Source organism: Leisingera sp. M523, from assembly GCF_025141335.1.
Lineage (GTDB): Bacteria > Pseudomonadota > Alphaproteobacteria > Rhodobacterales > Rhodobacteraceae > Leisingera.
The window spans coordinates 1,844,531-1,869,061 of sequence record NZ_CP081036.1 but is presented as its reverse complement, the minus strand read 5'-3'; the positions used below and the strand labels follow the sequence as shown (position 1 = coordinate 1,869,061).

Genomic DNA, 24,531 nt, shown 5'->3' with positions numbered 1-24,531 from the left:
GGTTTCCTGTGATCACTGCTTTGGGCTCACAGATGATCAAGGCTGACGGAAAAGGCAAATCCGCTGCGCCGGAAAGCGCCGAAAGCGGGCGGAAACCGGCGGTCCGGCGCCGTTTTCTTTGCGCAGCTTGGCCGGGTGCGTTTTTCTGCGGATTGTGGCTTTGCTGCATATGCGGGCGCCATGAACCTGCGGGCGGTTGTGCAGGCCGCAGGAATGCAAAACTCTTGGGGTGCGTCGGGCTGGAAGCGGATCAGCCCTCGTCCGTGAACCGCACTTTGCCAATATGCGGCAGGTTCCGGTTGCGTTGCGCGTAGTCGATCCCGTAGCCCACGACAAATTCGTCCGGGATCTCAAACCCCACCCAATCCGAGCGGAAATCCACCTCGCGGCGGGATGGTTTGTCCAATAGCGCAATGGATTTCAGCCGCGCCGGATTACGGCTTTGCAGCAGGTGGGTGACATGGTTCAGCGTGTGGCCGGTGTCGACGATATCCTCGACCACCAGCACGTCGCGCCCTTCAATAGCGCCGCGCAAGTCTTTGAGAATGCGCACTTCTCGGCTGCTTTCCATTGCGTCGCCGTAAGAGGACGCCTCTAGGAAATCGACCTCGATCGGCAGGTCCAGCTCGCGTACCAGATCGGCGATGAACACGAAACTGCCGCGCAACAGGCCAACCACGACCAGCTTGTCGGTGCCTGCGAATTCACTATGAATTTCTGAACAAAGCTCTTCGATCCGTGCTGCAATGGCCTTGGCCGAGATCATCACATCAATGACATATGGACGCTGTGACATGGCTGCCCCCTTGAATTTCCCGCGCGTTCATAGGACATGACGCGGCACAATTGTAGCAGAAAATCAGCAGGCCGATGCCCACACACTCGGAAACCCGCCAGATGCCCTATTCGGCGCAGCAGATGTACAATCTGGTTGCCGACGTTGCGCAATACCCGAAATTCCTGCCTTGGTGCTCCGCCGCCCGCATCCGCAGCCGCGCACCGATCGGCGAGGCCGAGGTGTTGGAGGCGGATCTGGTGATCTCCTTCAAGGTGTTCCGTGAACGCTTTGGCAGCCGGGTGACGCTGTATCCGGGTGAGCGTAAGATCGATACCGAATATCTGGACGGCCCATTTCGCTACATGAAGTCCCACTGGGCCTTTGCCCCGCGCGAGGACGGCACCTGCGATGTGTCTTTCTTTGTTGATTTCGAATTCAAGAACGCGGTGCTGCAGGGCATCATCGGCGTGGTCTTCAACGAGGCGATGCAGCGCATTGTGCGCGCTTTTGAACGCCGGGCGGCGGAGCTGTACAACTGATACGAACTTTGACCGGCATTTCTGAATTGACTTGAGGCGGGCTTGAAGTTGTATCGGGGCTGGTCTCAATATCAATCAGGAAGGGGTGCGCCGGGATGGAACAGGACTTTTGGCAGGCGCGCTGGCGCGAGAACCGGATCGGCTTTCACGAAGACGCGCCCAACACCCTGCTGACGCAGCATTTTCCAAAGCTGGGTTTACACGCGGGCCACTCGGTTTTTGTGCCGCTTTGCGGTAAGGCACTGGACCTGGACTGGCTGTGCGGCCAAGGGCTGCAGGTATCCGGGATTGAGTTCAATCAGGGCGCTGTTGAGGAAGTTTTTGCCCGCCAGGGTCTGGAGCCTGAGGTGATCCGGCAAGGGGACCTTATACGTTTCCAGGCGGGCGGTCTGACCCTTTTTGCGGGAGACTTCTTTGCGCTGACGGCAGAGCATCTGGGCACAGTGGATGCGGTTTACGACCGGGCGGCGCTGGTTGCGGTCAAGCCTGAGGACCGCAAGGCATATGCTGTGCAACTCAACCGCATTACTGGCTGTGCGCAGCAGTTTCTGGTCGGATTTGACTATGATCAGTCCTTGATGGAAGGCCCGCCGTTTTCGGTGCCGGGTGAAACCGTGCAAGCATTGTATCGGGAGAGGCATGCGATCACCCTGATAGAGGAACGTGCCGCTGACGGCCGCATTGGTGAACGCTGCAACGCGCTGGAACAGGCCTGGCTGTTGAAACCGCTGGTTTAGAACGCAAGACGGGCCCCCGAAGGGACCCGCCCGGTGCGGAAATTGCACCGTCTGCCGTGAGTGGCGGCATGCGTCATAGCCGGGGTCAGCTGTTCATGTCGTACGCACGCTCACCATGAACTGAAAGATCGAGGCCGTTGGTCTCGCTTTCAAGATCTACGCGCAAAGACGTGATGAAAGCGGAGATTTTCACCAGCACGATGGTCACAACCACAGTAAAGAGGCCGACAATTGCCAGCCCGCCCAGCTGCGCGGCCCAGGTGCCGGCGCCGAAGACGGCGATCATGATAGTGCCAAAGATACCACCGACGCCATGCACGGCAAACACATCCAGCGTGTCGTCGATCTGCATCTTGTTGCGCACCAGATTGACCATTTCCTGACACAGGACACCTGCAACGGCCCCGATGATCAGCGCCTCCACCGGGCCGACAAAGCCGGAGGCTGGGGTGATCGAGGCAAGGCCCGCTATGGTGCCGGTGACCAGACCCACAAGGGAGGCCTTGCCGTATTTGATCTTTTCCCACAATGCCCAGCTGAGCGAGGCGGTGGCGGCTGAAAGATGGGTTACGGTCAGCGCCATTGCGGCCCCGCCGTCAGCGGCCAGCTGCGAGCCGCCGTTGAAGCCGAACCAGCCGACCCACAGCATTGCAGCACCAATCATTACATAGCCGGGATTGTGCGGCGGGATGGTGCGGTTTTTACGCGGGCCAAGGTAGAAGGCGATGATCAGCGCTGCGATACCTGCGGTTTCATGCACCACGATGCCGCCGGCAAAGTCCTTCACCCCCGTTTCGCCGAAGATACCGCCATCGGCCAGGAAACCGCCGCCCCAGATCCAATGCACCACCGGCGCATAGCACAGCAGCATCCAGAGGCCGGAGAACACGAGGACAAAGCCAAAGCCCACCCGCTCCACATAGGCGCCGACGATCAGCGCGGGCGTGATGATGGCAAATGTCATCTGAAAGGCGAAAAACAGAACCTCGGGCAATGTGCCTGAGAGGCTGTCGGCGGTGACACCGTTCAGGAACATTTTGTCCAGTCCGCCCCACAGGCCGGACGTGCCGCTGCCAAAGGCAATTGTGTAGCCGAATGCGAGCCACAGAACGCTCATCAAACAGGCAATGGCGTAGCAATGCATAAAGACGCTGAGCACATTGCGGGCACGTACCAGGCCGCCATAAAACAGCGCCAGCCCTGGCAATGTCATGAAGAGGACCAGGGCCGTGGCCACAATGATCCATGCGGTATCCGCTCCGTTCATCCGAGTGTTCCTTCCCCTTGAAAAACCGGTGAGGTCAGGAGAAAGCGGAAAACCTGCGCGAAAAAAAGCGGCAGAGGTTCGCAAGCCGCACAATTCGGCGGCTTTTTTGCAAGTGCCGGTTTTTTGGGCAGGCTTTTGCGGACGCTGCCCGGAATGCACCCGGTTTACGAAACCGCCTGCATCAGCAAAGACAGTGCATGGTTTCGGGCCGCTGTTCGGACATTGGCGCGGCCAATGGCGCCGAAGTCCACGGTTTCAGTGACCGCAGGATAGCCTGCACGCGCCAAGCCGAAACAGACGCGGCCCTCGGGTTTGAACTCTGATCCTCCGGGACCGGCGATGCCAGTGACGGAGACCGCGAGCGAAACACCTGCCTGTGTCACCGCACCTGCGGCCATCTCAGCCGCGACGTCCTCGCTGACCGCCCCTTTGGCGTCCAGAGTTTCCGTCTTTACACCCAGCATCTGCATCTTGGCGTCGTTGGAGTAGGTGACAAAGCCGCGATCGACCACGGCGGAGGAGCCGGGAACATCCGTAAGCGCCGCTGCAATCATGCCACCGGTGCAGCTTTCGGCGGTGGCAATGGTGAGACCTGCCGCCTTTGCCTGGGTGATCAGCTTTGCCACATCCACACTCATAATCCCAGTACCCCGTGCGAGAAGCCGGCCAGCAGGGCAACGCCGATGGCGGCCATGATGCCGGCGATGACATCATCCATCATAACACCAAACGGGCCCTCCTGGCGATCTGCCCAGCCGACAGGGCCCGGTTTCCAGATGTCGAACAGGCGGAACAGCAGGAACGCGCTGATCCAGCCGGGCCAAAGTGCGGTGATAGGAATGCCATGCGCCCAGGCCGGATAGGAGATGGCCCAAAGCGCGATCCACTGGCCTGCGACCTCATCCACCACGATTTCCGAGGGGTCGTGATTGTCGCTGCCGGCGGTCATGATCTTGGTCGCCCAGATGCCAGCGGGGATGCAGGCAAGGGTCGCCAGGGCCAGCAACGGGAAGCCGCCCAGCTGATGCAAGCCGTAAGCCAAGGGCAGGGCGGCCAGCGATCCCCAGGTGCCGGGGGCCGGGCGGATGTAACCAACGCCGCAGACGGTGCCGATTGCTTGCGCCGGGGTCATGCCTTCACCAGCGCAGCGGTGGCGATGGCGGCGATGCCCTCACCGCGGCCGGTGAAGCCGAGACGTTCAGACGTGGTGGCTTTGATCGAAACCCTGTCAGCCTCGATACCCAGGATTTGGGCCATGACTTCACGCATGCGGGCCGCGTGGGGGCCGACTTTGGGGTATTCGCAGACCAGGGTGCAATCGACGTTCGACAGGGTGAAACCCATCTCGCGCGCCAGATTGGCGGCATGGCGCAGGAAAATTTCGCTGGCAGCACCCTTCCACTGCGGATCGGAGGGCGGGAAATGCTGGCCGATATCACCGCGGGCCAATGCGCCATAGATCGCATCGGTGACGGCGTGCATTCCGACATCGGCGTCGGAGTGGCCCTGCAGGGTTTTCTCATGCGGGACTTCCACACCGCAGAGGATCACGCTGTCACCGGGCCCGAACCGGTGCACGTCGTAGCCATTGCCAAGCCTGATATCCATGTCAGCTCCCAGAATGCGTTCCGCCCTGGTGAAATCCTCGGGGCGGGTGATTTTAATATTGTCCGGCTCGCCCGGAATGATTGCAACGTCAAGACCTGCGGCGCGCGCAACCTCAACGTCATCCACCGCGCCGCCGGGATGGGACAGATGTGCGGCCAGTATGTTCTGAAACCGGAAGCCCTGGGGGGTTTGAGCGGCGTAGAGGCCGTTGCGGTCCTGAGTACCCGTGACGGTGTTCTCGGCGCCGGTCCACAGCGCGTCGGTCACAGCAAGAGCCGGGGCTGCTGCAGGGACCTCGTCCAAGGCATTGAGAATGCTATGGATCAGATCACTGCTGACACAGGGTCGGGCGGCGTCGTGGATCAGCACTTTCTCCACGCCATGCGTCTCCAGGGCCTTCAACCCGTTCAGGACAGAGGCTGCGCGTTCGGCACCACCCTCGGCCAGGATCAAGCTGGGGTGACCGGAGAATTCGTCCCAAGCGGCGGCGTCATCGGGCGACAGCACAAGCACGGTGAGATCCACACCTGCTTTTTCAAAGGCTTCGAGGGTCCAGTCAATCACCCGGCGGGTTTTCAGCGGACGCCATTGTTTCGGCGTGCCGCCGCCTGCACGGGTGCCGCGGCCGGCGGCGACGATCAGGGCTGCGGTGGTCATGCGGGCCTCATGATAAGTTCGGCATTTGTTTATGAGGTGGCGCAGGGATAGGCAATCACCCCACGGAATGTGCCTGAAAAATAGGCAAGTGGTGATTTGCTGTGCCTTGCAAAGCGCAGTTTCATTGCTGCATAGCAAAGGCTTCGGATAAAAACATCTCAGTTGCACAAGGATTAGGCAGTTGTCCTTCACGCTTGGAACCACCTCCATGTCTCCGCCGATTGCATTGGCGCCGATGGCTGGAATCACCGACCGTCCGTTCCGGGATCTGGTCCGCTCTTTCGGAGCGGGGCTGATGGTGAGTGAGATGGTGGCAAGCCAGGAGATGGTACAGGCCAAGCCCGGCGTGCGCGAACGGGCGGAGCTGAGCGCAGATGTGGAGAACACTGCGGTGCAGCTGGCCGGACGGGATGAATACTGGATTTCCGAGGCCGCGAAACACGTTGCCGGGCAGGGCGCGCGGATCATCGACATCAACATGGGCTGCCCGGCCAAGAAGGTGACCAATGGCTATTCAGGCTCAGCCCTGCTGAAAACGCCGGATCACGCGCTGAAACTGATCGAGGCGGTGGTGGAGGCTGTCGATGTGCCGGTCACACTGAAGACCCGGCTGGGCTGGGACGACAACTGCCTGAACGCGCCGGATGTGGGGCGGCGGGCCTGCGAAGCCGGCGTGCAGATGATTACGATTCATGGCCGCACCCGCTGCCAGTTCTACAAGGGGTCGGCGGATTGGAAGGCGATCCGGACGGTGAAGGACGCAGTCAGCGTGCCGCTGCTGGCCAATGGCGACATTTTGGACACTGCATCCGCACGACAGGCGCTGGAATTGTCCGGTGCTGACGGCGTGATGATCGGGCGCGGCGCCGAAGGCAAGCCTTGGCTGCTTGCTCAGGTGGCCCATGAGCTATGGGGTGCGCCGGCACCGGATGTGCCGGAAGGTGATGCGTTGATCCATATGGTTTCAGAGCATTACAAGGCGATGCTGGAGTTTTACGGGCTGGATCTGGGGGTGCGTGTCGCGCGCAAGCATCTGGGCTGGTACATGGATGAGGCTGGATCCGGCCCTGCCATGCGCCGCGCAGTGCTGACCGGGAAAAACCCGCAGGACGTATTGGCCTTGCTGCCTGAGGCGCTGAGCGTGCAACAGCCGGAGGCCGCCGCATGATGGACAGTGCCGCCCTCTGGGCCTCGCTGCCAGTGCCCGCGTTCCTGATCGATTCCCGGGACAGGATTGCCGATGTGAATGCGGCGGCTGAGGGATTTCTGAATACCTCGCGCAAGGCGCTGGCAGGGCAGCCCGTCTGGGACACGCTGGCCATTGACGCGCCGATTGAAGAAGCCTTTGCCCGCGCCCGTGTTCAGGGCACGCCGCTGTTCGTGAATGACATCGATGTCGGTTCGGGCAGCCGGGCGCCGCTGCAATGCGGGGTGCAGATCGCGCCCTTGCAAGGGCAGGACGGGGTGATGCTGCTGATGGTCACCCCGCGGGAACTGGCCGGGCGGATGACACAGACCCATTCCGCCAAATCCGCCGCTGCCTCGGCCATCGGCATGGCGGAGATGCTGGCGCATGAGATCAAGAACCCGCTGGCGGGGATCACTGGCGCAGCCCAGCTATTGAGTATGAACCTGAGTTCCGAAGACTTGGAGCTGACTGACCTGATCGTCAGCGAAAGCCGCCGGATTGTGAAACTTCTGGATCAGGTGGAGCAGTTCGGAAACCTGACCGGGCCGGCCTTCAAGCCGGTGAACCTGCATGATGTGCTGGACCGGGCGCGGCGGTCGGCGCTGCTGGGGTTTGGTGCCCGCATGACCATAACGGAAAACTACGATCCCTCGCTGCCGATGGCCTGGGGGGATGCGGATCAGCTGCTGCAGGTGGTGTTGAACCTTCTTAAGAATGCCTCGGAAGCAGCTGATAATAAGGGCGGAAATATTTCCATCCGCACTTTCTATGAGCATTCCTTCCGGCTGCGCCGCAGTGATGGAACAGGCAAGCTTTTGCCGCTGCAAATTGAAATCTGCGACGACGGGCCGGGGCTGCCGGAGAAGATCAAGGATGACATATTCGACCCGTTTGTATCGGGCCGGGAGAATGGCACCGGGCTGGGGCTTGCGTTGGTGAGCAAGATCCTCTCGGAGCATAATGGCTGGATATCCGTAAGCTCGGTTCCCGGGCGCACGCTGTTCCGGCTGTCGCTGTCGCGCGTGCCGCGTGACGCAAAACCGCAGGAGAGCTGATCCATGGACGGCACCGTTCTGGTCGCAGATGACGACCGCACCATCCGCACCGTACTGACCCAGGCGCTGACGCGCGCGGGCTGCAAGGTGCATGCGACCTCTTCGCTGACCACGCTGATGCGCTGGGTGGCCGAAGGGAAAGGCGATGCCGTCATTTCAGACGTGATGATGCCGGACGGAAACGGGCTGGAGATGCTGCCCAAGATCCAGGCCGACCGGCCCGGTCTGCCGGTGATCGTGATCTCGGCGCAGAATACCATCATGACTGCAATCAAGGCGGAGGAAGCAGAAGCCTACGACTATCTGCCGAAACCTTTTGACCTGCCCGAGCTGATGAAGCGCACGGCCAAAGCATTGGCGGTCAAGCGGGTGGCGCCTGCCACCGCAAAGACCGAAGCGCCAGATCATCCGGAAGAGCTGCCGCTGATTGGCCGCAGCGAGGTGATGCAGGCACTGTACCGGTTGATCGCCCGAGTGATGAACACGGAACTGCCGTTGTTGATCACCGGCGAAAGCGGCACTGGTAAATCCCTGATTGCGCAGGCTATTCATGACTTTTCAGACCGGCGGACTTTGCCCTTTATCCACGCTGATGCCGCGGCATTGATTGACCTGGAAGGCCCGGCGCGGCTGCTGGCCCAGGCCAAGGGCGGCTCGCTGGTGGTTGATGAATTGGCGGACCTGCCGGAAGAAGCGCAGGCTCGGCTGGTGCGGATGATGGACACACCGGGCGACCACGCCCCGCGCTTCATCGCGTCCAGTCAGAAAGACCTGGCCGCGGCGATGGAAGACGGGGAGCTGCGCCAGGATCTCTACTACCGGATCTGCGGTACCGCGCTGCAAGTGCCGGCGCTGCGGGAACGGGTGGAGGATATTCCGCTGCTGGCCGAGCATTTCCTGATCCGGGCTGAGAACGAAGGCGCGCCGCACCGCGAGCTGAGCGAGGGCGCCCGCGAAGCGCTGCGCCATTTCGGTTGGCCCGGCAACGTCCGCCAGCTGGAAAACACCGTCCGGCGGCTGGCGCTGACGGCCCGCAATGAGGAAATCAGCGAGTCCGATGCGGCCGCTGTGCTGGGGCCGCAGAGCGGGCCGGAGCCTGCGGTGGCAGGTCTTGCCAATGAAAAGCTATCTGAGTCCGTGGCCCGCCATCTGCAGCGCTATTTCGATTTGCATGGCGACTTGCTGCCGCCGCCGGGTCTCTATATGCGGCTGCTGCGCGAAGTAGAGACGCCGCTGATCGAAATCGCGCTGACGGCAACCGGCGGCAACCAGGCGAAATGCGCCGAATTGCTGGGGATCAACCGGAATACTTTGCGAAAGAAGATCACCGATCTGGATATTGAGGTGACACGCCGCCGCAAACTGATGTAATATCGCCACAGAAATGTGGCCTTGTTGTGAATTTCCTAGGCAGGGCCACGAGATATGGCGGTGACTCGCAAAGAGTCGCACATCAGGATGAGGGCAGTCAGTGGCGCATAAGTCACATCTGAGGGCAGCATACGGGCCTTTTGCGGCCTTGGACCGGTGGCGGAGAACCCGCCGGGCCCGCAATATCGGCACCATCGGGCTGGTGGTGCTGGGGCCGGTTCTGGCACTGGCGACATTCCTTATAATCGGTCCGCTGGGGCAGGGCGCGTCGTCCCGGTCGCTGCGGCTGATTCTGCTGGCGGATTTGGTCTATATCCTGACCATCGCTGCGCTGGTGATGGCCCAGATTGTCCGCCTGTTTGCGGCGCGGCGCTCCAAATCAGCGGGGTCCCGCCTGCATCTGCGGTTGATCGGCGCCTTTGGATTTCTGGCGCTGATCCCCACCGTGATTGTTGCTGTATTTGCTGTGCTGACGGTGAATGTCGGGCTTGAGGGCTGGTTTTCCCAGCGGGTGCGGCAGGTGATCGGCAGCTCGCTGGCTGCGGCGGACGCGTATCAGACACAGCAGAAAAATGACCTGACCGAAGATGCCCGGGCACTGGCGCGTTACCTGGACAACAGCCGTTCCCGTAGTTTTTTCATCAATGACGCAGAGCTTCGTCTGGTGCTGTCGCAAGGCCAGCTGCAAATCCAGCGCGGGCTGCGCGAGGCTTACATCGTCGACAGTGCCGGCCTGATCCGGGCGCGCGGCGAGCGGTCTTACGAATTCGATTTTGAGAAGCCGAACAACCGCCAGATCGGTGCCGCCCGTGCGGATGGTTTCCTGCTGATCGAGGATTGGAGCAACAGTGAATTCCGCGCGCTGGTACGGCTGGAGGCGTTTGTCGACCGGTTCCTGTACATCAGCCGCGATGTGGACGGCGAGCTTCTGAACCTTCTGGATGACACCCAGGAAACAGCCCATCTGTATCAGCAGCTGGAAAGCGAGCGCGGCAGGGTGCTGTTTGAATTTGCGCTGCTTTATATCGGTTTTGCAGTGATTCTGATCCTGGCGGCGATGTGGTTGGGGATGTGGTTTGCCGAGCGGTTGTCGCGTCCGGTCGGACGGCTGACGGTGGCGGCGCAACGGGTTGGCTCTGGCAATTTGGACGTGCAGGTGCCGATTGACGACGGCGGCGATGAAATTTCCCAATTGGGTCAGTATTTCAATCAGATGACGCGCGAACTTAAGGCGCAGCACGGGCGGCTTCTGGACAATACCCACCAGATTGAACGCCGCCGCCGCCTGTTTGATTCGGTGCTGTCATCGGTAACGTCCGGGGTTGCCGGGCTGGATGCCGACGGGCGTGTCACATTTGTGAACCGCTCGGCTGAGCGGCTGTTGGACTGGCAGGAGGATCAGCAATCCCTGGCCTTATCCGTTGCAGTGCCGGAGTTCGGGCCGCTGTTTGTGGAATTGATCGAAACCAGTGCCGAGGTGGTGCAGGAGGAAATCAAAGTCACGCGTCAGGGCCGGCTGGAAAACCTGTTGGTGCGGATGTCGCCGCGCCGGTCGGAACAGGGCCGGCTGGAAGGTTATGTGGTGGCGTTTGATGATGTGACTGACCTTGTCAGCGCCCAGCGGATGGCGGCCTGGGGCGATGTGGCGCGCCGGATTGCCCATGAGATCAAGAACCCGCTGACCCCGATCCAGCTGAGCGCGGAACGGATCAAACGCAAATTCGCGCCCAAACTGGGTGAGGAGAACAGCGATCAGCTGCAATCCATGACCGATGTGATTGTGCGCCAGACCAATGATCTGCGCAGGATCGTCGATGAATTCTCGAAATTCGCCCGCATGCCGGAACCGGAGCGGCGCGAAGAGGATCTGGTCAAACTGCTGCGGGATGCGGTTATCCTGCAGCAGCAGGGCCAGCCCGGTGTCCGGATCAAAGCGGAGCTGCCCGAGACAGCCATGCCCTCGGATCTGGATGCCACAATGATTGGCCAGGCCTTGACCAATCTGATCAAAAACGCAGGCGAAGCCATTGAAACCCTGCAGATAAAGGAAAACCCGCAGGGGCTGGTGCCGGAGATCCGGGTGGCGGCGGTCAAGGCAGGCAATTTCTATGAAGTCCGTATTGCCGACAACGGCATCGGCTTGCCCGAAGACCGGGCACGGCTGTTTGAGCCTTATGTGACCACGCGGGATGCGGGCACTGGGCTGGGGCTGCCGATCGTTAAGAAAATCATCGAAGAGCACGGGGGCACGCTGACGCTGGAAGATGCCCCGGTATTCGAGGGACACGCGCATTACGGCGCGATGGCGGTAATCCGCCTGCCCGCTGCAAACCGGGCAGCGGCGCCAAACAAGAGCACAGTGAAAGCAGGTCTGACATGAGTGACATTCTGATTGTAGATGACGAGCGCGACATCCGGGAACTGGTCTCGGACATTCTGGAGGATGAAGGCTATGCCACCCGAAAGGCTGCCAATTCCGACGAATGCATGGCCCGTCTGGAAGACGCCGAACCGGCGCTGATGATTCTGGATATCTGGCTGAAGGACAGCCAGATGGACGGTATCGATATCCTGAAGGCGGTTAAGCGCGACAATCCGGAAGTTCCGGTGGTGATCATTTCCGGACACGGCAACATCGAAATCGCTGTCGCAGCGATCAAGCAGGGGGCCTATGATTTCATCGAGAAGCCCTTTAACATCGACCAGCTGATGGTGGTGATCCGCCGCGCCATGGAAACCTCGCGCCTGCGCCGGGAAAATTCAGATCTCAAGCGCAGGGATACAGGCCCGGCGGAAATGATCGGCACCTCTGCGTCGTTCCGGACGCTGATCAGCCAGCTGGACAAGGTGACCAAGTCGAACGGCAGGGTAATGCTGACCGGACCGGCCGGCAGCGGCAAGGAGATTGCCGCGCGTTATATCCATGCCAATTCAAACCGGGCCTCCGCGCCCTTCATCACGGTGAATTGTGCCAGCATCGAACCCGACCGTATGGAAGAGGTTCTGTTCGGCCGCGAATCCTCGGAGCGCGGGGTGGAACCCGGCCTGCTGGAGCAGGCGCATGGCGGTGTGGTGTTCTTTGATGAAGTTGCCGATATGCCGCTGGGCACCCAATCCAAGATCCTGCGTGTGCTGGTGGATCAGCAGTTCCAGCGGGTTGGCGGTTCGGACAAAATCCGTGTAGATCTGCGGGTGGTTTCCGCCACCAACAAGGACCTGGATGCAGAAATCGAAGCAGGCGGTTTCCGGCAAGAGCTGTATCACCGGCTGAATGTGGTGCCGGTTGCGGTGCCGTCGCTGGCGGACCGGCGCGAGGATATTCCGCTGCTGGCCGGCCATTTCATTGCCCAGTTCAACGAAGCCCAGGGGCTGCCGCTGCGGGTACTGACCGAAGAGGCGGTGGCGTTGATGCAGACCATGCTGTGGCCGGGCAATGTGCGCCAGCTTAAGAATCTGGTGGAGCGGGTGCTGATCCTTGGTGATGGCAGCGGCCCGATCGAGGCCAAGGATTTGCCGCGCGAAGAAGACAAGCCGCAGGAGGAGGGCCGGGTGGTCCTGTCCGGTGCGCTGGCGACATTGCCGCTGCGCGAGGCGCGGGAGGCGTTTGAGCGCGAATACCTGCTGACCCAGATCAATCGCTTTGGCGGCAATATCAGCCGCACGGCATCGTTTGTCGGCATGGAGCGGTCTGCGCTGCACCGCAAGCTGAAGTCGCTGGGGGTTGTGACCTCCAACAAGGCAGGCGCCCGGGTGGCGCATGTGGAGGCTGAGGAAGAACAGGCCTGATCAGGCCGCCTTTGCGCCCGGCACCACCGGGCGCGGGCGGTGCTGCATCATAGGGTCAGAACAGGTCCTGGCGGATCGGGTTCAGCGCAAAATGGACCTGCGCGGCCAGTCGCAGCTGGCTGATGGCATCGCCGGGAACGGTTGCGGGCAGACCTGCCTGGCGCGCCCAATTGCCCAGTTGCTTGCGGGAGGACGGGCCGAACTGACCGTCGATGGCAATCCCGGCCCCCAGCTGGCGCAGGATGTACTGGGTGCCTGCGGCAACGTCTGTTTCGGCCATCCCGGTCAGCAATTCCCGCGCTGCGGCGCGTGCATCGGGATCATTCAGCGCCATCGCCTTTCCTGCCCGCGCAGCAGCAGCATGGGCGGGGATCCGGTCCGGCAGCCTGTTAAGGGCTACCCACGCACCGTTCGAGCCACCCCAGGCGTCGCCGCGCGACAGCCCCATGTCATACCATTCCAACGCTTCGGCTGCGTCACTGCCGGGCAGGTCGCCGCCCATGATCATCCGGCCGATCTCAGCCGGGGCATGGGGATGGCCCAGCTGTGCGGCCTCGGCAAACAGCGCGCGTGCTTTTTCCTTGTCCACCGCCTGGCCCGCGCCGCCATCGCGGTAGACATAGCCAAGGTTGGCGGTGCCATAGATATCGCCGCGCCCGGCAGAGGCCTGCAGGTAGGAAAAACCGCGCTCCGGCTGCGCTAGTTCAGCGCCGCTCCAGAGAAAGAAGACCCCCAGTTCGTTCATCGAATAGGTATGCCCCAGCTCCACTGCCCGGCTCAGCAAGTCAAAGCCGCGCTCCCGGTCTTGCGGGTTCTGGGTGCTGTGCAACAGCCGCTTGCCGTGGGAATGCATGGCGAAAGGATCGCCCGCAGCGATGCCCTTTTCCCAAAGGCTGGCAGCCTTTTCCGGGTCCAGAGGGATGGCGATTGCCTGGCGGTCAATGTTCGGGCTGGTGTAGAGCTTTGCCAGAGCGTGGTAGGCGCGGACATGCCCCAGATCAGCAGCTTTCTGAAAATTGGAGAACGCGCCGGTCAGGCTGCCCTGAGCCAGAACGGCACGGCCCAGCTGGTAATGGAAACGGCCGATTTCCGGCGCCGTCTCAGCGGCTTGCCGGCAGGCGGTTTCCGCGACTTTCAGGTTGATCTCATTCGGATAACGGTACAGACCTACGCCTTGAAGATCGAGAAGATCCCCGGCCTCCAGGTCGCATTGCCGCGCAATCATTTCCAGGTTCAGGGTGACGTCGCGCACCGCTTCGCCTTGGGCCAGGCGCAGCACCATCCGGTCTTTGCGCACCTGACCGCCATCCTTGCGGGCGGCGAGCTCGGTCAGTTGCGGTGCGTAATTGAGGCTAAGGCCGGATCCCGTCCCGGTCTGCAGCGAGGTCACGCCGGCCGAAGATGTTTCAACAATCGACACCGTGGTCCCCGTGCCGATATAAGGTTGGATTTCCGACGCCAGTTCCAGGGACCGGCCCAGCGGGATTTTCACCGACAGCTCAGCTGGCAGCTGGTCAAGGCTGGACAGCATGGCGGCGGGTTCCGTTCCGGCCACATTCATGGACCGTTCCGGCGGCCGCAGATAAATTTTCTGCATCAGAGTTGAACTTTCCCAAGGCACCTGCTGATTGCCGGTAGAGGCATAGACGTCGCCCCGGATCGCCGCGAGAACCGTCATCGCGTCATCATCGGGGCGGGCGGGAAAATGCTGAATGACAGAGGCTGTGTACGGACTGTTGCCGCCTGGATCACCGTCCAGGGCAGTTGCCCCTGGCGAGGTCGAAAATGCCACCAGGGTATTGAGTGGCGGCCTGAAGACGTCAAACCCTGAACGGGCCTCATAAAGCTGCGCCCCGACTTCTGCGTTGAGTTTGGCCTGGGGAACCGGGTTGTCCCGGCAGGAGTCCAGCATCAGGATCTGGCTGCTGGCCTTGCCGCCCAGAATGGCAGAGACCTGGTCCAGTGTAACAGATTGGAATGGCAGGTCATTAATGCCGCTCAGCTCTGCGTCGCTGGTCAGCAGGTAGTTGCGCCGCCCCAGCTGAATGCCATGGCCTGCATAATAGAAGAAGACCTGGCTGCCTTCACGGATGTTCAGAGCCGCCTGGCGCAGCAAGGCTTCGAACCCGCGTTTGTCGAGGTCATATCCTTCGTACACCGAATAGCCGAAAGACTTCAGCATCTCCGCAACTGCGGCGGCATCGTTCCGCGTATTGGTCAGGTCGGAGACATGGTCATAGTCCTGGATCCCAATGACGATGGCGATCTCGCTGGCGGTCCCGCTCTCCTGGGTTTCGTAGGCGGCCAAAGCAGCCTGGCCCGAAAGAAGTGCAGCACACACCAAGGCCGGAGGGGCAGATAACTTGAATATGCCCCGAATAATGCCCCTGAAAGCCACGAAAGACATTACCAACTGCCTCCTCCACCACCGCCGCCGCCGGAACCACCACCTCCGCCGCCGGAACCTCCGCCGCCGCCTTGATAGGCGGGTTCAGGTGCTTCTTCTGCCGGGATCACCGGGGCCCTGGTCGCCGCTGCAGGTGCCGGCCGCGTTGCCGGTGCGCTGTAAGTTGCAGGTGCCGGCGCTGGGGCCGCTGTCGGTGGCGGGGCAATCGGGGCCACTGGTTCGCAGGCGGCTGTCACAGCTGCAAGAGGCAGCGCGGCAAACAGGAAATGTATCCGCATCGGGTACCTTTCTCTTAAAAATACTGGTCAACAAACAATCCGGCGCCAGCCTAACTGATCCGGTGGCGCAATTCAAAGTTAGCCTGCTGCGCATTTTCGGCAAGGGAGTGCGCCTAGCCGCCGGTGCGGATGCTGACGCTGCCATCTTTGTTGCGCTGCGCGCAGGAGGCTTCGCTCAGCGGGGCCAGTTGCGGTCCGGCTACTGCGGCCGGGTTGCGCCGGGTGCAGCGTTTCAGCGCGACCTGCTGGTAGCCCTTGGATGCCATGCAGGATTTTTCCAGCCGCAGGCGCAGGGGTTTGTTCACATCCACCGTGTAGATGCCGCCGTCCACCCAGTAACCGGGGCGGAAGTAACAGCTGCCGCCGGAACAGACTTTGCGGCCGGGGTGGAAAACCGGGGGATGCTGGCGGATTTCATTGGCGACGGGCGCATCCCGCAGCGATTGCGCCTCACAGCCAAGCTCATCACTTTGCAGGCGCGAAACTTCTGCCCCCTGCCTGTAGTAAACAGGAAGCGGTCCGCAGGCCGCCGTGCCAAGCAGCAGGACCAAGGCCGCGATGATCGTTCGATCCTTGCACATACGCAAAGAATGGCTGCAATCAGAGCAAGTTACAATTAAATTGACCGTGAAAGCGGCTTCTGTCATTCACGTCGGGCGAAACTCCGCCCGAAATTCCGCCAAGGGACACGCAAATGAAGGTCATTATCTGCGGCGCGGGCCAGGTTGGCTGGCAGATCGCCCGGCACTTGTCCGGCGAGCACAATGATGTGACGGTTGTCGACAGCAACCCGGAACTGGTGCGGCGGGCAACCGATACGCTGGACGTGCAGGGGATCCATGGATTTGCCTCCTATCCGGATGTGCTGGACCGGGCCGGCGCGCGCGATGCCGACATGATCATCGCGGCCACCCATTCGGACGAGGTCAACATGGTGACCTGCCAGGTGGCGCATTCGGTCTTCAAGGTTCAGCGCAAGATTGCCCGCCTGCGGGCCAAAAGCTATCTGACCGCGATCTATTCCGACCTTTATCAGCGCGAGCATTTGCCGATCGACGTGGTGATCAGCCCCGAGCGCGAGGTGGCGGCGGCGGCGATGCAGCGGCTGTCGGCGCCGGCAGCGTTTGACACCGAGACCTTTATGGGCGGCAAGGCGCAGCTTCTGGGGATCCAGATCGATGCCGATTGCCCGGTGGTGAATACGCCGTTGCGGCAGCTGACCGAATTGTTTTCGACGTTGCGCGCGATTGTGGTCGGGGTGCGGCGCGACGGCAGTTTGTTTGCGCCGGAACCGGGCGACCAGCTGTTCGTCGGCGACAGTTGCTATGTGTTCAGCCACGCCGATGATGTGCCCCGCACCATCGAAGTGTTCGGCAAGCAGGAAACCCGCCAGGACCGGGTGGTTGTGGTCGGCGGCGGCAACGTCGGCCTGGAAGTGGCCAAGGCGCTGGAGGCAAGCACAACACGGATCCGGGCCAAGATGATCGAACGCGACCGTGCCTGTGCTGAACGGGCGGCGGAAACGCTGGAACGCACGATTGTGCTGAACGGCGACGGTCTGGACCGGGCGCTGATGATCGAAGCAGGTATCGACAAAGCAGATGCGATGCTGGCGGTGACCGATGACGACAAGACCAACATTCTGGCCGCGGTACGCGCCAAGGTTGAGGGCTGTCCGCTGGCCATTGCGCTGATCAATGACCCGACCCTGGTGCCGCTGCTGCCGCATCTGGGCATCGACGCCTATATCAATCCGCGCTCCACCACAGTCAGCTCGATCCTGCGCCACATCCGATATGGCCGGGTGCGGCAGGTCTACTCATTGGGTGATGCCGAGGCTGAAATGATCGAGGCTGAGGTTTTGTCGACCTCGCCGATTGCCGGCCAGATGATCCGCGAGACGGACTTCCCCGAAGGCGTTCTGGTCGGCGGCGTTCTGAAGAACGGCGAGATGCTGCGCCCCTCCGGTCAGATGCGGATCGAGGCGGGCGATGTGATCGCGCTGTTTGCCATGGCGGCGGACGTGCCTGAGGTCGAGCGCCTGCTGCAGGTTTCGATCGACTATTTCTAGGATGCGCCGCCCGGTCAAAGCTCCCAGTGGCGTGCTGCGCCTGCCGCTGTTCCTGCTGATCTGGGGCATATCTTCGCTGGCGATGTGGCTGCCGGCCGTTCATGCGCTGGTGCTGGACGATCATCACACCTCGCGCAGTTTTTTCTATGCCGGCGTTGCCGGGCTTATACTGGTGGTGCTGATCGGCCTGTCGATGGGCAACCGGGTGCCGCGCTACGGGATGCCGGGACAATTGCTGTCGCTGCTGGCGACGTTCACCGTACTGCCGCTGTTCCTGGCGGTGCCGGTTCAGGATGCGCTGGTCAGCACCCGGTTTTTGAACGCCTATTTCGATATGGTCAGCGCCATCACCACCACCGGCGCCGATGTCTGGGGCGATCCGGGCCGGCTGCCGCCCAGCGTGCATCTGTGGCGGGCGATTGTCGGCTGGTTGGGTGGTCTTTTGATGTGGGTGGCCGCCTCGGCGGTGCTGGCACCGATGTCCCTGGGCGGGTTTGAGGTCACTGCCAAGGGCGAACCCGGCGGCGGCACAGCCGCCCCGCTGCATATGGAGCGGGCAGATCCCCGCCGCCAGCTGGTGCTGGTGACGCGCACCCTGGCGCCGGTTTATGCCGGGCTGACCCTTGTGCTATGGCTGTTGCTGATGATCACAGGTGAACAGGCCTTGGCAGGTCTCAGCCATGCGATGTCGGTGATGGCGACCTCGGGCATATCAGCCATCGGCGGGGTGGAGAATGCCGCCAGCGGCCTGGCGGGCGAGATGGTGATGTTCCTGTTCATGTTCTTCGCGCTGTCGCGGCTGACTTTCTCCAGCGACACGGTCACCGCGGGGCAGGGGCGGCTGGACAAGGATCCGGAATTCCGAACCGGGCTGCTGATCGTTTTCGGGGTGCCTCTGCTGCTGTTCCTGCGCCATTGGCTGGCCGCCTATGAAGTGGATGCCGGTGAAGATCTGCCGCAAGCCCTGCACGCTCTTTGGGGCACCTTGTTTACGGTGCTGTCCTTCCTGTCGACCACCGGATTTGAAAGTACGCATTGGGAAGCCGCCCAGGCCTGGTCGGGGCTGGAAACACCGGGCATGATCCTGCTGGGGCTGGCGGTGTTCGGCGGCGGTGTCGCGACCACTGCGGGCGGGGTCAAACTGTTGCGGGTCTACGCGTTGTACCTGAATGGTCTGCGCGAAATGGAGCGGCTGGTGCACCCCAGCTCGGTCAGCAGCGAAGGCAACCGCGCCAAGCGCTTGCAGAAGAACGGAGCGTTTGTAGCTTGGGTGTTCTTCATGCTGTTTGCGCTGTCGCTGGCTGTGGTCAGCACTGCGCTTGCCGCAGTCGGCACGGATTTTGAACAATCGCTGGTGCTGGCGGTAGCGGCGCTGTCAACAACCGGCCCGCTGGCTGATACGGCCAGCAGTACGCCGATTGTACTGAACCTTCTGACAGATCCTGCCAAACTGATCCTGTGCATTGCGATGGTTCTCGGGCGGCTGGAGACCCTGGCCTTCATTGCGCTGTTGTCACCCAACCTTTGGCGCAGCTGACCGCCCTTGAGGGTGAAAAGTGTTTTTCTGGTGGAAACTTACATTTTCTCCGTCCATACTGAATTTAATGTGCGTGCTGGTCCGCAGCGCGCGGCAAGAACAAAGGCGAGATAATAAAAAATGGCTTCGGACAGACAGAATCTTCAGGATGCCTTCCTGAATCACGTTCGCAAAACCAAGGTTCCGGTTACAATCTTTCTGATCAACGGGGTCAAGCTGCAGGGTGTGATCACCTGGTTCGACAATTTCTGCGTGCTGCTGCGCCGCGACGGACAGTCGCAGCTGGTCTACAAACACGCGATTTCGACCATCATGCCGGCCCAGCCGATCAGTCTCTATGAGGGTGAAGACTCCAATTGATGGAGCATGAAAGGACGCGCACCCGTGCCTGGGTGCTGCATCCGGAAATCAAATCCGACAGCAGGCGCCGCCAGGCTGCACCTGCGCTTGATGAGGCCGTTGCGCTCGCAGCGGCCCTTCCCGATCTTGATGTGATCGGGTCCAACGTGGTGCGCCTGCCCAAGGCGCATGCGGGGATGCTGTTCGGCTCTGGCAAAATCGAAGAGCTGGCGGGCATCCTGAAAGCAAATGAGGTGGAATTGGTCCTGATTGACGGATCGGTGTCCCCGGTGCAGCAGCGCAATTTGGAAAAAGCCTGGAAGGTCAAGATCCTCGACCGGACCGGGCTGATCCTTGAGATCTTCTCGGACCGTGCCGCCACCCGCGAAGGTGTGCTGCAGGTCGAGATGGCGGCGCTCAGCTATCAACGGACGCGGCTGGTGCGGGCCTGGACCCACCTGGAGCGCCAGCGCGGTGGATTGGGATTTGTCGGCGGACCCGGCGAAACCCAGATCGAGGCCGACCGCCGGGCTATTGACGATCAGCTGGTGCGCCTGCGCCGGCAGCTCGACAAGGTGGTGAAAACCCGCACCCTGCACCGCGCCTCGCGCGCCAAGGTGCCCTATCCGATTGTGGCGCTGGTGGGCTATACCAACGCCGGCAAGTCGACCCTGTTCAACCGGCTGACCGGGGCCGAGGTGATGGCGAAAGACATGCTCTTTGCCACCCTGGACCCGACCATGCGCCGGGTGCAGATTGCGGATGGGCCGGAGGTGATCCTGTCCGACACCGTGGGCTTTATCTCGGATCTGCCGACCGAACTGGTGGCATCATTCCGGGCGACGCTGGAAGAGGTTCTGGCGGCGGATGTGATCCTGCATGTGCGCGACATCAGCCATGATGAAAGCGAGCAGCAAGCCAAAGACGTCGAGGCCATCCTGACCTCATTGGGGGTAGATGAAAACCGCGCCCGGATCGAAGTCTGGAACAAGCTGGACCAGCTGCCTGAAGACGACGCCGAAGCCCGCCGTCAGCGTGCGGAACGCGAGGACGGCATTCATGCGATCTCGGCCCTGACGGGCGAGGGGCTGGACGGGTTGCTGGCAGATATCGCCGAGCAGTTGCAGGGCGTGCGGCACGAGGAGCTGTTGAATCTCACGTTTGCCGAGGGCAAACAGCGCGCCTGGCTGTTCAAGGAAGACCTGGTTCAAAGCGAAGAACAGACCGAAACCGGTTTCGACATTACCGTGCTGTGGACCGACCGGCAAAAGGCAAAATACGAGAGGCTGTGACGCCTTGCGTCAAGAGTAAAAGGAAAAGGGCGCCGCAGCGCCCTTTTTTATTGTCCCGTTATTATTGGCGGGGGGTGATCCGGGTAATGCCGACAGCTGCGGCGCGGGCCAGATCCTCATCCAATGACATCGGGATGTATTCGCCGCGCCGCCAGAGCTGGGCCATGTCGTCATAGTAGCGCGACAGCGGATGGCCGGACTGGCCGGTTGATACGATAAAGACGGAACTGTCGGGGTCGGCAAAATCATAGACCCCGCGGTAGCCGGCAGAATGGGTGTTCTGGAACGGATCCGGGTCCTTACCTGAACTCTTGCCGCGCTGCAGGGTGTTGCCGCTGCCGCTGGTGGATTGGCGGATGTTAACGAAGTAACGCAGCAGCGGCACTTCGCCCAGCACCGGGTGGTCCTGCGTGGCTTGATGCGCATCGCCCCAGCGCAGCGATTCCAGCGCGGTGCCATAGCGTTCTTCGATCCAGATCAGCGCATCATCCAGTGCCAGCCGGGCCATGCCGGTGCAGCTTTCCTGCGGAGCGCTTTGGCGCACGTCGCACCAGACGGCGGCGCCGTCCACATCGCGGTAGACCCGTTCAATGAACAACGGTTCCACATGGCGGAAGGTCTTGGCCACCGGACCCAGCTCATCGGTGATCAGCCGGGCCTGCAGCGCCCGCAGCCAGGCGGCATAGATCAGCGGTTCCGGCAGATGCTCGTTCATTTCACCGTTCCACTCCGACAGCAGGGTCAGGGCAATCTGGCGCTGGCGTTCGCGGGTGCCGGCGGGGGCGGCTTCGCCGGTGAACCACAGGTCGGCTCCGATCAGCGGCAAAAGGGTGCGGGCGGTGTAGGAAACCGTGTCCAATTGCGCCTCGATAAAGCTGTCGCGGGTATGAACTTCGCGGTTCTGCATCAGTTTTTCCCAGCGGTGGATGCGCTGGGTATCCCCCCAGTCGAAGGAGACGTGGTTCGGGAAGGGGCGGTCCAGGATCTTGTTGTTGGTATTGCCCAGGATGCCGCCTGCGGGGCTGGTGAACTCAGGATTTTCCGCATAAGGCGCGCGGCCTTGCCAACGGTTCTCCGGGCGCCAGCCCTGGCTTGGCATCCGGCCCTTGCTTTGGTGTGCGGCGTCGCGCAGCGGGAAGGCGCCGACGGTCTTGAGCGCAATTGCGTCCTTATCCGCCAGAGTCAGGTTTTGCGAAGGGGCGACAAAGCCTTCACCGGCTATGATTGCGTCTTGGACCGTGGTGCTGCGCATCAGGCCGATGGCAGCACTCATTGAGGTATCTTTGGGGCTGAGCACAGTCCAGCTGAGCGACACCACATGGCCGGGCGGCGTGATTTCAGCCAGCTTGAACATCGAACCGGGCAGCACCGGGCCGTTGTCTGTCCAGCGCAGGGTCAAAGTAACCGGCGCCTGGTCCTTGATCTTGATGATCGACGGGCGGGAGATGAATTCCTTGTACCCTTCAACGCTCAGATACTCCTGAGGATTTTCCGGGTTGAGGCGTTCGATGAACAAGTCCTGGTCGTCCAGATAAGACGAGGTCACCCCCCATCCCAGCACGTCTGAGCGTCCGGTGATTACCGCCGGGATGCCGGGGATGGTGCCGCCGATCACTCCGCCGGTGCCAAGTTCAAGCCGTGCCAGATACCAGATGCCGGGTGCGCTGAGGCCCAGGTGCGGGTCATTGGCCAATAGCGTGCCGCCCGCCGCCGAACGATTGGGGGCGGCGGCCCAGGCGTTGGAGGCCCCGGCCAGCCCGCGCGGAGCAACCGGAAACAGCAGGCTGTCTTCCTCTGCGGGCATGGCAGTGGCGAACTGCCGGACGCCTGGAATCAGTGCTGCATACTCCGGCAGGGCAGTCAGCCCTTTGCCCGGCGCATCCGGCAGGATGTCCTTGATCCTGGCGGCATCATCCAGTGCCAGCGAAGTCCGGGCGCGCAGGATCTCTTCTTTCATGTGGCCGGACAGCTGCAGCGCCATCAGCTTCATGATTGCGATGCTGTCGGCGGGCTGCCAGGGCGCAACCGGCATGTTGAACAGGAACATCTCCGGAGCACCGCGGCCCAGGGCGTCTTCATTGATCTCCTGAAGGCGGGCGTTGACGCCGGCGGCATAGGCCTTGAGCGCGGTCACCGCCTCGGGCGTCTGCACGGCCGCAGACTCCTGCGCCAGACGGTAGATATCCAGCCGCCGCAGATATGTGTCAGTCTCAACCGTGCGGGTGCCGAAGATTTCCGACAGGCGGCCCTTGGCGGTACGCCGCATCACTGCCATCTGCCACAGGCGGTCCTGAGCATGGGCATAGCCGAGGCCAAAATAGACATCCTCGTCGCTGGCGCCGAAACTGCCGAAGATATGCGGTACATTGGCGTTGTCGCGGACAATCTCGACAGGCGAGGAAAGGCCGGGCAGGGAAAGCTCTTTGTTGTATTCAGGCAGTGACTGCGACGCCAGGTAATAGACCAGCGCAGCGGCCAGAACACTCAGCAGAATCAGGCCGGCAGCTATGCGCAGAAGCCAGCGGAAAAGATGTCCCATCAGCGGTTGTTTTCCCTTGGGTTTTGTCATTTCCAGCCGCTTGGCAGATTGCGCCCCGCGGCGGCGGTGGTAGGGTTGGCGCCAACATAAGCGAAGACAGATCAGGGGAAAAGCAGATGGCAAAAATCGCGTTTCTGGGGCTCGGCGTCATGGGCTATCCGATGGCGGGGCACCTGCAGGCCGCGGGCCATGAGGTCACCGTCTACAACCGGACCGAAGCCAAGGCAAAGGCCTGGGCCGCCGAGCATGGCGGCCAGTTCGGCGCTACACCGCGGGCGGCTGCGGCGGGGGCGGAATTTGTAATGGCCTGTGTTGGCAATGACGACGATCTGCGCTCGGTCTGCCTGGGGCCGGATGGCGCCTTTGCCGGGATGGGGGAAGGCGCGGTGTTTGTTGATCACACCACGGTGTCGGAAACCGTGACCCGCGAGTTGCATGGCACGGTTGAAGAGAAAGGCGTGTTCTTTGTGGATGCGCCAATCTCCGGCGGTCAGGCAGGGGCGGAAAACGGGGTGCTGTCGGTGATGTGCGGCGGCGATGAAGGCGCCTATGCGCGGGTTGAGCCGGTGATTGATGCCTACGCGAAAATCTGCCGCAGGATCGGTGCCTCCGGCGCGGGGCAGCTGACCAAGATGAGCAACCAGATCGCGATTGCCGGTCTGGTGCAGGGCTTGAGCGAGGCACTGCATTTTGCCGAGAAGGCCGGGCTGGACGGGCGCGCGGTGGTCGAAGTGATCAGCCAGGGCGCGGCGGGCAGCTGGCAGATGGCCAACCGTTACGAGACCATGCTGGACGATCATTTCGAGCATGGCTTTGCGGTGGACTGGATGCGCAAGGATCTGGGTATCTGCCTGGATGCAGCGGATGAAACCGGTGCCAGCCTGCCGGTCACAGCTCTGGTGGATCAGTTCTACAAGGACGTGCAAAAGATGGGCGGCGGGCGCTGGGATACCTCGTCGTTGTTCAAACGGCTGCGCAAACTGGGCTGAGGGTAAGGTAAAATGGCCTTTCCAGCAGGAAAGGCCATGCCTCCGGCGGAGGTATTTTTAACCAGAAAGAAGCGAAGGCCGTGAGCCACAGC

Annotated in this window: 20 protein-coding genes; 12 read left to right on the top strand and 8 right to left on the bottom strand. The window is 61.8% G+C overall.

Going from position 1 to position 24,531, the window contains the following annotated elements; genetic code table 11:
- Positions 1-250: 250 nt before the first annotated feature.
- A complete protein-coding gene (gene hpt / locus K3557_RS09215; RefSeq protein WP_259992403.1) occupies positions 251-796 on the bottom strand; it encodes a hypoxanthine phosphoribosyltransferase in 546 nt (181 codons plus the stop codon).
- A gap of 74 nt (positions 797-870) precedes the next feature.
- On the opposite strand from hpt, the gene K3557_RS09210 reads away from it, so the two are divergent.
- Together K3557_RS09210 and tmpT are read left to right on the top strand one after the other, a co-directional pair.
- A complete protein-coding gene (locus tag K3557_RS09210) occupies positions 871-1,317 on the top strand; it encodes a type II toxin-antitoxin system RatA family toxin (protein WP_259992401.1) in 447 nt (148 codons plus the stop codon).
- A gap of 95 nt (positions 1,318-1,412) precedes the next feature.
- Positions 1,413-2,054: a thiopurine S-methyltransferase gene (gene tmpT / locus K3557_RS09205; protein WP_259999260.1), complete on the top strand. Its 642-nt coding sequence runs from the start codon at positions 1,413-1,415 to the stop codon at positions 2,052-2,054.
- A gap of 85 nt (positions 2,055-2,139) precedes the next feature.
- Here tmpT and K3557_RS09200 read toward each other — a convergent pair whose 3' ends face one another.
- The 4 genes from K3557_RS09200 to K3557_RS09185 form a co-directional block, all read right to left on the bottom strand.
- Positions 2,140-3,321, bottom strand: coding sequence for an ammonium transporter (locus K3557_RS09200; RefSeq protein WP_259999258.1), 1,182 nt, complete (start codon positions 3,319-3,321; stop codon positions 2,140-2,142).
- 164 nt (positions 3,322-3,485) lie between these two features.
- Positions 3,486-3,959, bottom strand: coding sequence for a CinA family protein (locus tag K3557_RS09195; protein ID WP_409201208.1), 474 nt, complete (start codon positions 3,957-3,959; stop codon positions 3,486-3,488).
- Positions 3,956-4,453, bottom strand: coding sequence for a phosphatidylglycerophosphatase A (locus K3557_RS09190; protein WP_259992395.1), 498 nt, complete (start codon positions 4,451-4,453; stop codon positions 3,956-3,958). The genes K3557_RS09195 and K3557_RS09190 overlap by 4 nt, the downstream gene beginning before the upstream one ends.
- On the bottom strand, positions 4,450-5,586 hold the full coding sequence (locus tag K3557_RS09185) for a bifunctional 2-C-methyl-D-erythritol 4-phosphate cytidylyltransferase/2-C-methyl-D-erythritol 2,4-cyclodiphosphate synthase (RefSeq protein WP_259999256.1): 1,137 nt from the start codon (positions 5,584-5,586) through the stop codon (positions 4,450-4,452). The genes K3557_RS09190 and K3557_RS09185 overlap by 4 nt, the downstream gene beginning before the upstream one ends.
- Positions 5,587-5,767: 181 nt before the next feature.
- On the opposite strand from K3557_RS09185, the gene dusB reads away from it, so the two are divergent.
- From dusB to K3557_RS09160, 5 genes are all read left to right on the top strand, one after another.
- Positions 5,768-6,754 carry a tRNA dihydrouridine synthase DusB gene (dusB, locus tag K3557_RS09180; RefSeq protein WP_259999254.1) on the top strand — a complete coding sequence of 329 codons (987 nt, stop codon included), beginning with the start codon at positions 5,768-5,770 and terminating at the stop codon, positions 6,752-6,754.
- Positions 6,751-7,830, top strand: a complete 1,080-nt coding sequence (locus K3557_RS09175) for a nitrogen regulation protein NR(II) (RefSeq protein WP_259992391.1) — start codon at positions 6,751-6,753, stop codon at positions 7,828-7,830. The genes dusB and K3557_RS09175 overlap by 4 nt, the downstream gene beginning before the upstream one ends.
- A gap of 3 nt (positions 7,831-7,833) precedes the next feature.
- Complete coding sequence (locus tag K3557_RS09170) at positions 7,834-9,201, top strand: sigma-54 dependent transcriptional regulator (protein WP_259999253.1); 1,368 nt, start codon at positions 7,834-7,836, stop codon at positions 9,199-9,201.
- 100 nt (positions 9,202-9,301) lie between these two features.
- Entirely contained in the window at positions 9,302-11,581 is a 2,280-nt protein-coding gene (locus tag K3557_RS09165) for a PAS domain-containing sensor histidine kinase (RefSeq protein ID WP_259999252.1), read from the top strand.
- Positions 11,578-12,987, top strand: coding sequence for a sigma-54 dependent transcriptional regulator (locus tag K3557_RS09160; RefSeq protein ID WP_027258843.1), 1,410 nt, complete (start codon positions 11,578-11,580; stop codon positions 12,985-12,987). The genes K3557_RS09165 and K3557_RS09160 overlap by 4 nt, the downstream gene beginning before the upstream one ends.
- Before the next feature lie 55 nt (positions 12,988-13,042).
- Here K3557_RS09160 and K3557_RS09155 read toward each other — a convergent pair whose 3' ends face one another.
- Positions 13,043-15,328, bottom strand: coding sequence for a caspase family protein (locus K3557_RS09155; RefSeq protein ID WP_259999250.1), 2,286 nt, complete (start codon positions 15,326-15,328; stop codon positions 13,043-13,045).
- 457 nt (positions 15,329-15,785) lie between these two features.
- Positions 15,786-16,253 (bottom strand): hypothetical protein, encoded by a 468-nt coding sequence (locus tag K3557_RS09150; RefSeq protein WP_259999248.1) that lies wholly within the window; start codon positions 16,251-16,253, stop codon positions 15,786-15,788.
- A gap of 113 nt (positions 16,254-16,366) precedes the next feature.
- On the opposite strand from K3557_RS09150, the gene trkA reads away from it, so the two are divergent.
- From trkA to hflX, 4 genes are all read left to right on the top strand, one after another.
- Complete coding sequence (gene trkA / locus K3557_RS09145; RefSeq protein WP_259992382.1) at positions 16,367-17,743, top strand: Trk system potassium transporter TrkA; 1,377 nt, start codon at positions 16,367-16,369, stop codon at positions 17,741-17,743.
- A 1-nt stretch (position 17,744) separates the two neighbouring features.
- Complete coding sequence (locus K3557_RS09140) at positions 17,745-19,280, top strand: TrkH family potassium uptake protein (protein ID WP_259999246.1); 1,536 nt, start codon at positions 17,745-17,747, stop codon at positions 19,278-19,280.
- A 120-nt stretch (positions 19,281-19,400) separates the two neighbouring features.
- Positions 19,401-19,640, top strand: coding sequence for an RNA chaperone Hfq (hfq, locus tag K3557_RS09135; protein ID WP_005611588.1), 240 nt, complete (start codon positions 19,401-19,403; stop codon positions 19,638-19,640).
- Complete coding sequence (gene hflX / locus K3557_RS09130; protein ID WP_259992378.1) at positions 19,640-20,911, top strand: GTPase HflX; 1,272 nt, start codon at positions 19,640-19,642, stop codon at positions 20,909-20,911. The genes hfq and hflX overlap by 1 nt, the downstream gene beginning before the upstream one ends.
- Before the next feature lie 61 nt (positions 20,912-20,972).
- On the opposite strand, the gene K3557_RS09125 is transcribed toward hflX, so the two are convergent.
- Positions 20,973-23,450 (bottom strand): penicillin acylase family protein, encoded by a 2,478-nt coding sequence (locus K3557_RS09125; protein WP_259999244.1) that lies wholly within the window; start codon positions 23,448-23,450, stop codon positions 20,973-20,975.
- A 116-nt stretch (positions 23,451-23,566) separates the two neighbouring features.
- On the opposite strand from K3557_RS09125, the gene K3557_RS09120 reads away from it, so the two are divergent.
- Complete coding sequence (locus K3557_RS09120; protein WP_259999242.1) at positions 23,567-24,439, top strand: NAD(P)-dependent oxidoreductase; 873 nt, start codon at positions 23,567-23,569, stop codon at positions 24,437-24,439.
- Positions 24,440-24,531 lie beyond the last annotated feature (92 nt).

What these genes read in the sequence shown, in the direction of transcription:
- K3557_RS09200 (WP_259999258.1), bottom strand. Translation starts at nt 3,321, where the DNA reads ATGAACGGAGCGGATACCGCATGGATCATTGTGGCCACGGCCCTGGTC.
- K3557_RS09120 (WP_259999242.1), top strand. Translation starts at nt 23,567, where the DNA reads ATGGCAAAAATCGCGTTTCTGGGGCTCGGCGTCATGGGCTATCCGATG.
- K3557_RS09125 (WP_259999244.1), bottom strand. Translation starts at nt 23,450, where the DNA reads ATGGGACATCTTTTCCGCTGGCTTCTGCGCATAGCTGCCGGCCTGATT.
- K3557_RS09140 (WP_259999246.1), top strand. Translation starts at nt 17,745, where the DNA reads ATGCGCCGCCCGGTCAAAGCTCCCAGTGGCGTGCTGCGCCTGCCGCTG.
- K3557_RS09185 (WP_259999256.1), bottom strand. Translation starts at nt 5,586, where the DNA reads ATGACCACCGCAGCCCTGATCGTCGCCGCCGGCCGCGGCACCCGTGCA.
- hfq (WP_005611588.1), top strand. Translation starts at nt 19,401, where the DNA reads ATGGCTTCGGACAGACAGAATCTTCAGGATGCCTTCCTGAATCACGTT.
- K3557_RS09170 (WP_259999253.1), top strand. Translation starts at nt 7,834, where the DNA reads ATGGACGGCACCGTTCTGGTCGCAGATGACGACCGCACCATCCGCACC.
- K3557_RS09210 (WP_259992401.1), top strand. Translation starts at nt 871, where the DNA reads ATGCCCACACACTCGGAAACCCGCCAGATGCCCTATTCGGCGCAGCAG.
- tmpT (WP_259999260.1), top strand. Translation starts at nt 1,413, where the DNA reads ATGGAACAGGACTTTTGGCAGGCGCGCTGGCGCGAGAACCGGATCGGC.
- trkA (WP_259992382.1), top strand. Translation starts at nt 16,367, where the DNA reads ATGAAGGTCATTATCTGCGGCGCGGGCCAGGTTGGCTGGCAGATCGCC.
- K3557_RS09190 (WP_259992395.1), bottom strand. Translation starts at nt 4,453, where the DNA reads ATGACCCCGGCGCAAGCAATCGGCACCGTCTGCGGCGTTGGTTACATC.
- hflX (WP_259992378.1), top strand. Translation starts at nt 19,640, where the DNA reads ATGGAGCATGAAAGGACGCGCACCCGTGCCTGGGTGCTGCATCCGGAA.
- K3557_RS09195 (WP_409201208.1), bottom strand. Translation starts at nt 3,959, where the DNA reads ATGAGTGTGGATGTGGCAAAGCTGATCACCCAGGCAAAGGCGGCAGGT.
- K3557_RS09150 (WP_259999248.1), bottom strand. Translation starts at nt 16,253, where the DNA reads ATGTGCAAGGATCGAACGATCATCGCGGCCTTGGTCCTGCTGCTTGGC.
- K3557_RS09160 (WP_027258843.1), top strand. Translation starts at nt 11,578, where the DNA reads ATGAGTGACATTCTGATTGTAGATGACGAGCGCGACATCCGGGAACTG.
- K3557_RS09175 (WP_259992391.1), top strand. Translation starts at nt 6,751, where the DNA reads ATGATGGACAGTGCCGCCCTCTGGGCCTCGCTGCCAGTGCCCGCGTTC.
- hpt (WP_259992403.1), bottom strand. Translation starts at nt 796, where the DNA reads ATGTCACAGCGTCCATATGTCATTGATGTGATGATCTCGGCCAAGGCC.